This is a genomic window from Limnothrix sp. CMB-01, assembly GCF_055193175.1.
In genome coordinates this window covers 2,117,679-2,130,677 of record NZ_CM143720.1, presented here as the reverse complement: position 1 = coordinate 2,130,677, position 12,999 = coordinate 2,117,679, and the positions used below count along the sequence as shown (strand labels likewise).

General features: G+C 60.7%; 8 protein-coding genes. 5 read left to right on the top strand and 3 right to left on the bottom strand.

The annotated features are described in order from the left end of the window. Window positions 1-40: 40 nt before the first annotated feature. Window positions 41-2,446, bottom strand: a complete 2,406-nt coding sequence (locus ACZA91_RS08995) for a heavy metal translocating P-type ATPase (RefSeq protein ID WP_463186186.1) — start codon at window positions 2,444-2,446, stop codon at window positions 41-43. 197 nt (window positions 2,447-2,643) lie between these two features. Between ACZA91_RS08995 and murJ the strand changes: the two genes are divergently transcribed. Both murJ and ACZA91_RS08985 read left to right on the top strand, forming a co-directional pair. After that, a complete protein-coding gene (murJ, locus tag ACZA91_RS08990) occupies window positions 2,644-4,341 on the top strand; it encodes a murein biosynthesis integral membrane protein MurJ (protein ID WP_347343157.1) in 1,698 nt (565 codons plus the stop codon). A 42-nt stretch (window positions 4,342-4,383) separates the two neighbouring features. Beyond that, window positions 4,384-5,766: a D-alanyl-D-alanine carboxypeptidase gene (locus ACZA91_RS08985; protein ID WP_463186183.1), complete on the top strand. Its 1,383-nt coding sequence runs from the start codon at window positions 4,384-4,386 to the stop codon at window positions 5,764-5,766. Between the two features lie 24 nt (window positions 5,767-5,790). Here the strand turns inward: ACZA91_RS08985 and ACZA91_RS08980 are convergent, their stop codons facing one another. Beyond that, window positions 5,791-6,327: a DUF4112 domain-containing protein gene (locus tag ACZA91_RS08980; RefSeq protein WP_463186181.1), complete on the bottom strand. Its 537-nt coding sequence runs from the start codon at window positions 6,325-6,327 to the stop codon at window positions 5,791-5,793. A gap of 154 nt (window positions 6,328-6,481) precedes the next feature. Here ACZA91_RS08980 and ACZA91_RS08975 point away from each other — a divergent pair, with 154 nt between their 5' ends. The 3 genes from ACZA91_RS08975 to ACZA91_RS08965 all read left to right on the top strand — a co-directional run bounded on the left by ACZA91_RS08975 (window position 6,482) and on the right by ACZA91_RS08965 (window position 11,978). Beyond that, the gene (locus tag ACZA91_RS08975; RefSeq protein WP_463186179.1) at window positions 6,482-7,552 is read left to right on the top strand and encodes a glycosyltransferase family 2 protein; all 1,071 of its coding nucleotides are present in this window, start codon (window positions 6,482-6,484) and stop codon (window positions 7,550-7,552) included. A gap of 477 nt (window positions 7,553-8,029) precedes the next feature. Continuing rightward, complete coding sequence (locus tag ACZA91_RS08970; RefSeq protein WP_190355813.1) at window positions 8,030-10,837, top strand: bifunctional acetate--CoA ligase family protein/GNAT family N-acetyltransferase; 2,808 nt, start codon at window positions 8,030-8,032, stop codon at window positions 10,835-10,837. 103 nt (window positions 10,838-10,940) lie between these two features. Further along, the gene (locus ACZA91_RS08965; protein ID WP_190533942.1) at window positions 10,941-11,978 is read left to right on the top strand and encodes an ADP-ribosylglycohydrolase family protein; all 1,038 of its coding nucleotides are present in this window, start codon (window positions 10,941-10,943) and stop codon (window positions 11,976-11,978) included. A 55-nt stretch (window positions 11,979-12,033) separates the two neighbouring features. Here the strand turns inward: ACZA91_RS08965 and ACZA91_RS08960 are convergent, their stop codons facing one another. Continuing rightward, window positions 12,034-12,837 carry a winged helix-turn-helix domain-containing protein gene (locus ACZA91_RS08960; RefSeq protein WP_190533939.1) on the bottom strand — a complete coding sequence of 268 codons (804 nt, stop codon included), beginning with the start codon at window positions 12,835-12,837 and terminating at the stop codon, window positions 12,034-12,036. Window positions 12,838-12,999: the final 162 nt, after the last annotated feature.

Sequence of the window (12,999 nt, the reverse complement as noted above, 5' to 3'; positions counted from 1 at the left end):
TCCACGAAGTGTGGAGACTCTTGACGTAGCTCGGTTACGGCTAATTCTGACATGTCTGGTTTTGTTCAGGCAGCGCACTAACTGCCGATCGGGCGCTGACACGCAAGAGCAGGGAATTACTCACCACACTGACAGAACTGAAAGCCATCAGAGCGGCAGCAGTGGCAGGACTAAGCCCCAATCCAACGGAGGGTAACCAAAGGCCCGCCGCGAGGGGAATGCCAATCGCATTGTACGCGATGGCCCATAACAGGTTTTGGCGAATTTTACGGAACGTTGCGCGGCCGAGCATGATCGCGCTCGGCAGGTCGAGCAGTCGATCGCGCGTCAAAATGACACCGGCAGTTTCGAGGGCAGCATCGGTGGCCGATCCCAGGGCAATGCCAACGGGAGCAGTGGCCAAGGCGGGTGCGTCGTTGATGCCGTCACCCACCATGGCCGGATGGGGCAATTGGCTGATGATTTGGGCTTTTTGGTCGGGTCGCAACTCGGCAACCACGGCCGATCGGGGCAAACCAACCCGATCGGCTAGGGCGTTGGCCACCTCAGCCCGATCGCCCGTCAACACCCGAATATCCAACCCCAGTTGCTGGAGCCGCTGCACGGTGGCGATCGCATCGGGTCGCAACTCGTCGGCGGCCGACAACAGCCCCACCAGTTGATCGCCCTCCGCCACCAAAATTGGCGTTTTCCCCGCCTGGGCCATCTGCTGCAAGGCCAATTCCACCGACTCCGGCAAGGGAATTCCCCCTTGAGCCAGCCAGGCCCGATTGCCAACCCAAACGGGGCGATCGGCCACTTGGGCCTTGGCTCCCAAGCCCGGTTCCGTCACGAAGTCTTGGGCCGGGAGGGCGGGTAGCGCAGCGGCCGCTTGGGCGATCGCTTGGGCCAGGGGGTGGCGAGTGCCCCGCTCCACGGCCGCCGCCAACTGCACCAGGCGATCGCCCGTCATATCAGCCACCAGGGGTTGGCGATCGACCAACACCGGTCGCCCCGTGGTGAGGGTTCCCGTTTTGTCAAAGACCACCGTGGCCACCTGCTGGAGCCGTTCCAGCACATCACCACCCCGGATCAAAATCCCCTGTTCTGCGCCCCAACTGGAGCCAACCAAAATGGCCGTCGGCGTGGCCAAGCCCAAGGCACAGGGACAGGCCACCACCAGCACGGAAATGGCGAGCTTCAGGGCCAGTTGCCCCGGGGTCACCGGCTCCGACACCATGGGGGCGATCTCGGCCATGGCTAGGTGGGCGGTGTGGTTAGCGTGGGCGGTGGTTTGGGCGGCCGCTTGCAACACAGTGGGGAATCGATCGCCCCAAAGGTCCCAAAAGCCAAAGGTGAACCCGGCGATCGCCATCACCCCCCAGCAAAAATAGCCCGCCACGCGATCGGCCAAACGCTGGATCGGAGCCTTGCGCCCCTGGGCTTCGGCCACCAATTGCACAATGCGGGCCAATTCCGTGTCGCGGCCAACCCGCTGGGCCCGAATCACGATCGCCCCCGATTGGTTGAGGGTTCCCGCCAACAGGCGATCGCCCGGCTGCTTGATTACCGGCTGCGATTCCCCCGTCAACATCGCCTCATCCACCGTGGTTTTACCCAACACCACCACCCCATCCACCGGCAACCGATCGCCCGGCAACACCAACAGGGCTTGGCCCACCTGCACCGTTCCCACGGGAATCGATTCCGTTGGCAGCGCTTCTCCCAATTCCGTGGGTTCCTGGGTCAACCGACGCGCCAGGGCTGGCTTCAGGGCCAGCAGGGCCGTGAAGGATTCCCGAGATCGCACCCGCACCCGGGCCTCGATCGTGCGGCCCAACAGCACAAACCCCAACAGCATGGCCGGCTCATCAAAAAAACAAGCCCAATCCCAACTGGGGTGAACCAAGGCCACCACACTGGCCAGATAGGCCGCACCGGTTCCCAAGCCAATCAGGGAGTTCATGGTGGGAATGCCGCGTAGGAGCGAGCGAAACCCTTCTAGCAAAATTTCTCGCCCCGGAAACAGCAGGGCCAAGGTGGCCACCGCAAAGTGAAATTCCACCCGACTGATCAACGGGATGGGCGGGCCCCCCAGCCGATCGAGGTGGCCCAAAGTGGAAATCAGCAACAGCACCCCGGCAATCACCAGCGGCCGCCACCAATCGCCCGCCGTGGCCGGGGTTTCCGGGGCGATCGGGGTCAAATCTGCCGAAGTTTGCACTTCGCTGGGAAACCCTGCCCCCGTCAAGGCCGCCGCCAGGGCGGGCACGGTGGCCTGCACATCGGTTCCCGGCAGCAAATCCACCACCGCCAAGCCCGTCGCCAAGTTCACATTGGCATCGGCCACCGTGGGTTGGCGTTTCAGGCGATTTTCCACAGCCGCCACACAGCCCCCACATTTCATGCCCGAAACCGTGAGAACGGCCGTGGGTTTGGGGGATGGGGAAGGGCTGGTCAGGGTCATAGGATTCACGGGCGATCGCGGCGATCAGGGAAAACGTTGGAATCTGGAATCGGAATCTGAAAGTTGGCTGACGGCGATCGGGGGAGCCAATCGACGCAGATCGACTATAGCGGTTTGGCGAAAGGGTCGATCGCTCCCCGGCTCGGGTATGCTGCAAACCAGCCTTTTTCGATCGGGTTCTCGATCGCCCCTCGACCGTGACCGACTCTCCGCCTCCTTCCTCCGCTTCCGAATTGCCGCCCCCCTCGCCCGCCGAGCCGGCCGCCAATCTCGACCCTGAACCCCCGCCCCCGGCGGCCCCGGAACCAACCCAGACCGGGCGATCGATCCTGTCCATTGCCAGCATCGTGGCCGGGGCCACCCTCCTGAGCAAGGTGGCGGGCCTGGTGCGCCAACAGGTGATCGCAGCGGCCTTTGGAGCCGGGCCCGTGGTGGATGCCTTCGCCTATGCCTATGTGCTGCCGGGCTTTTTGTTGATTCTGTTGGGCGGCATCAATGGCCCCTTCCACAGCGCCATGGTCAGTGTGTTGGCCAAGCGCGATCGATCGGAGGCGGCGGTGATTGTGGAAACGGTCACCACGGTGGTTTGTGGAGCCTTGCTGCTGGTGAGTGCGGCCCTGGTGGTGTTTGCGGAACCGGCGATCGGGCTGTTGGCTCCCGGCTTGAGCGTCCACAACACCGCCGCCGCAGTCCAAACCCGTGAGCTGGCGGTGTTGCAATTGCAGGTAATGGCCCCGATCGCCTTCTTGGCCGGGGCGATCGGGATTGGCTTCGGCACGCTGAACGCTGCCGATCTGTATTGGCTGCCCTCGATCAGTCCCGTTCTGTCCAGCATCGTCACGATCGGGGCGATCGGCTGGTTCGCTTGGCAACAGGGCGGCTCTGGCCCTGAAACCCTGGCGCTGGGTGGGGTGCTGTTGGCCGCCAGCACCACGGCCGGGGCCCTCTTGCAATGGTTAGTCCAACTGCCCGCCCAAATCAAAGCGGGCATGGGGCGGTTTCGGCTGCGTTGGTCGCTGCGCCACCCAGGCGTGCAAGCGGTGCTGGGCGTGATGGGGCCCGCGGCCCTCTCCTCCGGCATGTTGCAGATTAATCTCTACACGGATTTATTTTTTGCCTCCTTTGTGCCCCAGGCGGCGGCAGCCCTCAACTACGCCAACTTACTGATCCAAACCCCCTTGGGCCTGGTTTCCAACGTGGTGCTTGTGCCCCTGTTGCCGGTGTTGGCCCGGTCAGCGGACGATCGCCCCGTATTTATTGATCGGCTTCGGCAAGGGTTGTTGGTTTCCGCGATTGCCATGTTGCCCCTCAGCGGCCTGACGATCGCCCTGGCCGACCCGATCGTTCAAGTGATCTACGAGCGGGGAGCCTTCAACAGCAACGATTCCCAACTGGTGGCCAGCGTCTTGATGGCCGCCGGGATTGGCATGTTTGTTTATCTTGGGCGGGATGTGATGGTGCGAGCCTTCTATGCCCTGGGTGATGCCAATGCGCCCTTTCGGATCAGTTTGGTCAATATCGGGTTTAATGCGCTGCTGGACTGGTGGCTCGTGCCTCGGTTTGGCGCGGCCGGCATTGTGTTGGCCACGGTGGGGGTGAATGCCCTGGCCATGGCGGCGTTGCTCTGGTTGCTCGATCGACGCATTGGCGGCTTGCCCTGGGGCGATTGGGCCAAGCCCTTTGGCGGTGTGCTGTTGGGAAGCTTCCTGGCTGGGGGCGTGGCCTGGGGGGTGCGCTGGGGGCTGGCGGGATCCTTGGGATCCTCGCTGCTTGAGCAATTGCTGTTGTTGGTGTTGGCGGGTTCAGCGGGCTTAGGGGTTTTTGGGGCCGTAGCTTGGCAGTTGCGCCTGCCGGAATTGCAGATCCTGCTGCGACGGTGGCGACGCAGCGAATAGGCAACGCAGCAAATCAGAGAACTCATCAGGGCATTCAGAACAGTGCAAGGATTCATCGGTACGGGACTCGCAACGCTGCTCACCCTCTCACCCGGGGTTGACTTGCTCCACCAGGGAGCCGTGACTTATCTGAACCGCGTTGGCAGCAGTTGGTTTTGGGGGCCAAACCAGGCGGAACCCCGAGCACAGGCAACGGTGCAGCAATATCTCGATCGCCTGAAGGCGGCCGGCATTGACCCCGCTGAACAGGGCCTTTGGTTCCAAGCCAACTGGCGCGTTTTGGCCCAACATCAGGGCGATCGCCCCCTCTCCGCCGCATCCTTGACCAAGGTGGCCACGTCCTTAGCGGCCTTGGAAACCTGGGATCCGAACCATCAATTCATCACGGAAATTTGGGCCGACGGGCCGATCGCCCAAGGAACCCTCCGGGGCAACTTGATTGTGCGCGGCGGTGGCGATCCGATGTTTGTTTGGGAAGAGGCGATCGCCCTTGGGAATGCGCTCCAGCAATTGGGCATCAACCGGGTAACCGGCGATCTGGTGATTGAAGGGCGCTTTGAGATGAACTTTTTGCCCGATCCAGAAGACCCCAACCCGCCGGGGCCAGCCCTGGGCGGAACCTTACTGCGCCAAGGGATCAATGGAGCGGCTTGGTCGCCCTTGCTCACCCGTGTCCATGGAGCCATGCCCCCCGGCACAGCCAAGCCCCAGGTGGTGATTGCGGGAACGGTGCGACCAGCGTTGGATGCCCTGCCCTCGGCTTCGCCCAACCAACTGCCCAACGCCACCGCCACACCAGGCACGACCACACCCGTAGCAGGCCGGCGCTTGTTGATTCGCCATCGATCGCTGCCGTTGTTGAGTTTGCTGAAGCAAATGAACCTCTACAGCAATAATTTCATGGCCGAAACCCTGGCCCGCCAGATGGGCGGCGGCGTGAAGGTGGCGCAACAGTTGCGATCGCTCACGGGCCTGTCAGAAACGGAGTTGCGATCGCTCAATGGCTCCGGTTTGGGCCAGGGCAATGCTTTCTCTCCCAGGGCGATCACCGCGATCGGGATTGCCTTGGAACGGCGCTTGCAAGTGCTGGGCATTCCGGAGGGCGTTGCGGCCCTGTTGCCCATGGCCGGGCGCGATCGGGGAACCATTGCCCGGCGCAAAATGCCCGCCGGTTCCGCTGTCAAAACCGGTAGTTTGTTTAACGTCAGTGCCCTGTCTGGGTTTTTGCCCACGCGCGATCGGGGCTTGGTTTGGTTTTCGATCCAAAACCGCAGCACCAAAGTCAACAGCCTGCGGGCGGAGCAAGACAAACTCCTCACGGACTTACAAACTCAATGGGGTGGCCCACCGCAACCGGTAATAATACCGCCCCCGATCGAGCCGTTTTTGGGCGACCCTAGCCGCAACGAACCCATCCAGACCTAGGGCCGATGCTCCAATTCCCGAAACCTATGCACCAACGAGAGTCCGCCAAGCCAGTTGCAGCAACCACAGGCTGAGGCTAGCCGTGGCGATCGTCAGCAGCAGCAGGCCCCCAATCAACAGCAACACAAACCGTTTGGACACGCGCCCCGGCCCCCGATCGGGTGCGTGCAAATGGGCTTCCAGCAACTGCAAATTTTGAGCATTGGCCTTCCAGGCCACATCCACCAAGTCCCCGAGGGCCGGAACCGCGCCGGCCAGGGTTTCCAACGCAATATTCACAGTCATGCGGGTGAGCAGGGCGGGCGGTGTGCCCAGGCGGGCCGACTCCCAAACCAGATAAACCGACAGCAAAAAACTCACCAGGTCTCCCCCGATCGGGAGCAGGCCAATCACGGGATCGAGGCCCACCCGGTAGCGCACAATCGGCAGTTCGATCGCGTTGTCCATCAGGGTGGCGATCGCCCGAACCCGTTTCAAGCGTTGCCAATCTTGGCTAGAAAACTGCGGCGTGACCCCGGAAATGGCGATCGGGGTGGAAGCGGCGGACGATCGGCGGTTCATGGGTGGCTGGGCAGTGGGGCCCCTTGCAGCATTGCCAAAATTGTAGGCGGCGATCGCGAAAGTTCCGTTTTCGATTGCTGTTTTTGAGGCGACCTGTCGTTATAACCCAATGTCCGAAGCAGCAATGCCCAACGCCACAAGATCGGATTCAGCAATGCCCAACCCAGCGATCTCAGTGATCATTCCGGCCTACAACGCAGCGGCCACCCTTTCCCAGACGATCGCCTCTGTGTTGGCCCAAACCGACCCAGATTTTGAAATTGTGGTGGTGGATGACGGGTCGATCGACCAGACCTGGGATTGCTTGCAAGCTTGGGCAGCGCGGGATGCTCGGGTGCGGCCATTCCAGTTTGCCAACGGCGGCCAGGCGATCGCCCGGAACCGAGGCTTAGCCCAAGCACGGGGCCAATGGATTGCCTTTCTCGATGCGGATGATTGGTGGACTCCGGACAAATTAGCAGCCCAGAAGGCGGCCTTGGCCGCCAATCCCCAAGCCGCCTTGGCCTATAGCTGGACGGATTACGTGGACGATCGGGCAACGTTTTCCCACCGAGGCAGCTATGTCAGCCTGGAAGGGGCCTTGCTGCCCGCTTTGTTACAGCTCAATTTTTTAGAAAATGGCTCTAACCCGCTGATCCGCCGATCCGCCCTGGCGGCCGTGGGCTGGCCGAATCCCACCGATCCCCGCCCGATCGCCCCCTTTGATCCCACCCTGGTTCCCTCGGAGGATTGGGATTTGTGGTTGCGGTTGGCGGCCCGGTTTCCCCTGGTTTGCGTACCCCGGGTGCAGGTGCTCTATCGGATGGCAGCGGGATCCCAGTCGGCAAATGTGGCCCGCATTGCGCGATCGGGGTTGGCCTGTTTGCGGCAAACCATCGCCCAGCATCCCCACCTGGCCATTCATGGGCCGATCGCCTTTGGCAATTTCTATAAATATTTGCTCTATAAATATCTGGCCCCGCGCTTGGATGCTGTGACCCTGCGACTGAACCCGCCCGATCGCCAAGGGCTGCTCGGTTGGCAATTGGGTTGGCATCTCTTGGGCCATGATCCGGCCTTTGGGCGATCGCCCGGAGCAGTGAAAGCTTTGTTGGGATTACTGTTGATTGGTTTATGTTCCCCAAGGCTGCGGGCTAACCTGCTCGATCGGCTGGGATCTCGCGCCCGCTGGGTGAATCCCCAATCCCTACTGGGCTATATCCGCCGTCCTTCGGGGCCCCATTGATGGGCATCTTGAGTGACACCAAACTTGTCAGATTTTTTCAAAGTTCGTTCAGATTTCTTGGAATTCCCCTTTCCTGATGTTCCCAATGTTATTGATGAGGCAATATCAGGGCGCTGCATCAATAACTCTGAATCAATAACTTTGAATCAAAGATTCTGAATCAAAAACGCTGAATCGAAAAAACTGTATGCGATTTAGGGAATTCCCCATCAAGTCGGGTCAAGATCGGATCAAGACTTCACGATCGACAGATTCCCTAACCTCCGAGCGGCAGCCAGCCCCATGGCCTGCATCCCCGCAAATGCCGTCAATTGAGATTGCGGCGATGGTGTCAACCCCAAACGAACGCTAGGGCCGGGATGAATTGCGACCTTGGGGCTGCCTGAGCGGTGTTGCGTTGATCTGAACAATTGGGCCATGGGCCCGGCATTGCCCCTTTGTCTTCTTTACCTATTGCATTCACGTAGGTCGCTGGCTATGACAGTTGCTTCCATCGCCCTTGAAGTCTCTCCCGATCGCCATCCTTTGGATGCAATTTTTGTGCCTCGGAGTGTGGCGCTGATTGGCGCAACCGATCGTGAAGGGAGTGTGGGGCGCACGCTCTTGACCAATTTGTTGCAAAACCCCTTTGGGGGCACGGTGTTTCCCATTAATCCCAAGCGATCGAACGTGTTGGGAGTCAGGGCCTATCCCTCGATCGCGGAAGTGCCCGAAACCGTGGATTTGGCGGTGATTGCCACCCCAGCGGCCACCGTTCCGGACTTGATTCGCGATTGTGGCCAGGCAGGGGTACGCGGGGCGATCGTCCTGTCTGCGGGCTTCAAGGAAATTGGCCCCGCTGGCATTGAACTAGAAAAACGACTCCTGACCGAAGCCCGCCGCTACAACATGCGGGTGGTGGGCCCCAACTGCTTGGGAGTGATGAATCCGATTTCCGGTTTGAACGCCACCTTTGCCAGCGCCATGGCCCGGCCGGGAAATGTGGCATTCCTGAGCCAAAGCGGGGCCATGTGTACGGCGATTTTGGATTGGAGCTTCCGGGAACAGGTGGGCTTCAGTTCCTTTGTGTCGATCGGGTCAATGCTGGATGTGGGCTGGGGCGACCTGATTGAATACCTGGGCGATGATCCCCGCACCCACACGATCGCCATTTACATGGAATCGGTGGGGGATGCGCGGGCCTTCCTGTCGGCGGCGCGAGAAGTGGCGCTGCAAAAACCGATCATGGTGATCAAGGTGGGACGCACGGAAGCGGCGGCCCAGGCGGCCGCCTCCCACACGGGATCGCTGTCGGGTAGTGACGCGGTGTTGGATGCGGCCTTCCGGAGATCGGGGGTGTTGCGCGTCGAGACAATCGAAGACCTGTTCGACATGACCGAAGTGCTGGCCAAGCAACCTCGCCCCCGGGGGCGCAAGTTGATTGTGCTGACCAATGCGGGCGGCCCTGGGGTGTTGGCGGCCGATGAGGTGGTTTCCGGCGGGGGCGACTTGGCCGAGCTGTCACCGGAGACGATCGAGCGGTTAGATCAAGTGTTGCCGCCCAGTTGGAGCCGCCGCAACCCGATCGACATTTTGGGAGATGCCGACCCCGATCGCTATTCCCAGGCCTTGGAAATCGCCGCCGCCGATCCCAACGGAGACGGGCTGCTGACCATCCTCACCCCCCAGGCCATGACCGATCCCACCCAAATTGCTGAGCGGCTGCGGCCCTATGCCCATTGCGGGAAGCCGATCTTGGCCAGTTGGATGGGCGGCTCGGCCGTGGCCGCTGGCGAGGCCATTTTGAACCAAGCGGGCATCTTCACCCTCCCCTACCCCGACGCGGCCACCCGGGTGTTCAACTACATGTGGCGCTACAGCTACAACCTGCGGGGACTGTATGAAACCCCCAATGCGGTCGCGGGTAGTTTTGCCGCCGAACCCGATCGAGCCGCCGTCACTCGGATCATTCAGCAAGCCCAAGCGGTGGGCCGCAATCTACTCACGGAATTTGAAGCCAAGCAAATCCTGGCCGCCTATGGAATTCCCGTGGTGGAAACCCGCATCGCCACCAAGCTCGAAGAGGCCGTGGAAATTGCCAACGACATTGGCTATCCCGTGGCCCTCAAGCTCTATTCCGAAACCATCACCCACAAGAGCGATGTGGGTGGTGTGCGGCTGAATTTGCAAAATGCTAATGAGGTGCGCTGGGCTTACCTGGCGATCGTGGCCGGCGTGGCGATCGCCAACCGTCACAAGTCCCCACAAACCAGCAGCTACACCGAAGAAGGGGATGCAGATCCCCAACGGCGCGTCCTCACAGCGGACTTTTTGGGGGTCACCGTGCAACCCATGCTCAAGTTAGATGGCTATGAGCTAATTCTGGGCAGTAGTGTGGATCCACAATTTGGCCCCGTGTTGCTGTTTGGGTTGGGCGGTCAGTTGGTGGAGGTGTTCCGCGATCGCGCCCTGGGCCTGCCCCCGCTCAACACCACCCTGGCCCGGCGGATGATGGAACAAACCCGGATTTACAAAGCCCTGCAAGGGGTACGCGGTCGGGCCCCCGTGGACTTGGCCGCCCTGGAGCAACTCCTGGTGCGTTTCAGCCAACTGGTGGTGGAACAGCCCTGGATTAAGGAAATTGACATCAATCCCCTCCTCGCCCGCGAGGCTGGCCAGGCCGTGGCCACCGGAACCACCAGTTCGCTGATTGCCCTGGATGCGAGGGTGGTGTTGCACCCGCCCATGGATCCGGCAACGTTGCCCCGGCCGGCCATCCGCCCTTATCCCATTCAATACGCGACCCCCTGGACCCTGCGCGACGGCACAACGGTCAATATTCGCCCCATTCGCCCGGAGGATGAACCGCCTTTGGTGCGTTTCCACGAGAGTTTGTCGGAACAAACGGTTTATCTGCGCTATTTCCACGCCCTGAAACTGAGCCAGCGGATTAGCCACGAGCGTCTGTCGCGGATTTGCTTCATTGACTACGATCGGGAAATGGCCCTGGTGGCGGAGGGGCGCGATCCCAGTGAAGAACGGGAAATTTTGGGAGTCAGCCGCATTAGCAAGCTGCATGGCTCCAATGAAGCGGAGTTTGCGATGCTCATTCGCGATCGCTACCAAAATCAAGGGCTAGGCACGGAACTTTTGCAGCGGTTGGTTGCCATTGCCCGCGACGAAAAGATCGATCGACTGCGGGGCGAAATTTTGCCCAACAACGCCCCTATGCGTCATCTGTGCGAAAAACTGGGTTTCCAAATCCAACGGGCCGCCGATATCACCTTGGCCGTGCTGGAACTTTGAAGGGGCCCACGCTGGCAGGCACGGGGAACCTGAACCATCGGCAAAAACTGGCTCAGCCTTGGGTATGTTGAGGACAAATTCTACGTCTTGAGGTTCTCTCTTGATGTTGATTCCCAGTCCTGATCAGTTTGCCGGCAGTTTGGTGGGGCAATGTTTGGCTGATGCGGTGGGTTGTCGGGTGGAGGGCTACCCACCGGAAGTTTGTGCCAACTTTGTGGCCCAAGAAGTCCGGCTTCAGCAAATTGGCGATCGGGATCGATTTCCCTTCCCTTTTGGTCAATATACGGACGATTCCCAACTGGCTCGCGAGTTGGCACAAAGCTACGTGGCCCAAGGAGGGTTTGATCCCGCAGATTATGCGGCCAGAATTGCCGCCATCTTCGCGGAAGAGCGAATTGTGGGCCGGGGACTAGCCACCGAATCGGCCGCCGAGCGGTTAATTCAAGGGGTTCCCTGGCATGAGGCGGGGGTTCCAGCCCCTTCCGCTGGCAACGGCAGCGCCATGCGAGCGGCCCCGATCGGGTGGTTCTTTAGCCATGATCCCGACAAACTGATTGCCGCCGCCTGCGACCAAGGGTACATTACGCACCAAGATCCGCGTTGCTCTGCGGGAGCCGTTGCCATTGCTGGCGCGGTGGCTTTGGCCCTGCGCGGTGGGGCGATCAATCCTCCCGATTTTCTGGGTCAGCTCAGTACTTGGGTGGCTCAGGTCGATCGCCCCTTTGGTGAATGGGTGCAAATGCTGACCGATTGGGTCTTGCTTAGCCCCACCGAAGCCGCCGTCTTGATCGCCAACGCCGGCCGATCTCCCGATCAGGAGCGCAGTTGGCCGGGCATTTCTCCCTTTGTTATTCCCAGTGTTTTGTGGAGCCTCTACGCCTTCTTGCGATCGCCCGCAGATTATTGGGAAACTGTTTGCACCAGCATCACCGTGGGCGGAGATGTGGACACCACCGCCGCCATGGCCGGGGCGATTAGTGGAGCTTATTTGGGATTAATGGCACTGCCCCAAGCCCTTGCGGCACAGGTCAACGATCGAGGGAGTTGGGGCTATCAGGACTTGGTAAACCTCGCTCACCAATGCCATCAGCAACGGTTTGGCAAGAACCCACCAACGGATCGGTCATCCAAGGAACTTTGAGGTTAAGAGCCAAGTTGGCATCAGCAAACCTTGCATCCATCCGGCAGGAGAACCCCTAGCCCGAAGACACGGACAACATCGATCGGGACAAGGCCCCGCCACCGGAGCCAGCCGGCCCACCCCCCACCGGATTTGGCGGCGGGCCGTGGCCACTGGTGGGTTCCCGGTGCAATTCCAAGCGCTCCAAATTGAGGCGATAGCCCACATTGCGGACTGTTTGGATGGTGCTGGGTTGGCGGGGATCGGCCTCCAGCTTTTTGCGCAGGGACAGCACATGGGTATCGACCGTGCGTGGATTGTCGATCGACTCAGGCCAAGCCCGCTGCAAAATTTCCGCCCGACTGAGGGGCACGCCGCCCGCCTGGGCCAGGGCATAGAGCAGGCTAAATTCCTGGGGAGTCAGCTCGATCGCCCGTTCAAACAGCCAAACCCGCCGCTGAATTAGATCAATCCGCAACACGCCACAGTCCAGCAGGGCCGGAGCCGATCGCGATCGGCCCCGACGCACCAGCGCCTGCACCCGCGCCAAAAACTCCTGCATCCCAAAAGGCTTACGCAGATAATCATCGGCCCCTGCCCGCAGGGCCGCCACCGCGTCCGCCTCGCCCGATCGCGCCGAAATCATCAGCACCATCGGCTGCTGAACCCGTTGCAACCAGGCACAGAATTCCAAACCATCCCCATCGGGCAAATCGGGATCCAGCACAACCAACATTGGCCGTTGGGCCTGGGCCACGTCCCGTGCTTGCTGAAGCGTTGCTGACGGACAAACCACGTAGCCCAGTTGTTGTAAGTGCCACCCCAACAACGAGCGTAGGTGTGGATTCGTCTCAATAATCTGAATGCTAATAGGAGCCACAGGCTTGATTCAACTCGTTGTTGCCCAATGCGGCAGCAGATTCGAGAATTACCCTGTAGCCTAGCAAGGATTTTTTGGACTATTTGTAGCCGAAACTACGCAGATTTAAACTTCATCGTCAATCTGCCTTTTCCAGGAGCGTTGTTAGGAAATCGTTCAGCC

What these genes read in the sequence shown, in the direction of transcription:
- ACZA91_RS08995 (WP_463186186.1), bottom strand. Translation starts at nt 2,446, where the DNA reads ATGACCCTGACCAGCCCTTCCCCATCCCCCAAACCCACGGCCGTTCTC.
- ACZA91_RS08980 (WP_463186181.1), bottom strand. Translation starts at nt 6,327, where the DNA reads ATGAACCGCCGATCGTCCGCCGCTTCCACCCCGATCGCCATTTCCGGG.
- ACZA91_RS08975 (WP_463186179.1), top strand. Translation starts at nt 6,482, where the DNA reads ATGCCCAACCCAGCGATCTCAGTGATCATTCCGGCCTACAACGCAGCG.
- ACZA91_RS08970 (WP_190355813.1), top strand. Translation starts at nt 8,030, where the DNA reads ATGACAGTTGCTTCCATCGCCCTTGAAGTCTCTCCCGATCGCCATCCT.
- ACZA91_RS08965 (WP_190533942.1), top strand. Translation starts at nt 10,941, where the DNA reads ATGTTGATTCCCAGTCCTGATCAGTTTGCCGGCAGTTTGGTGGGGCAA.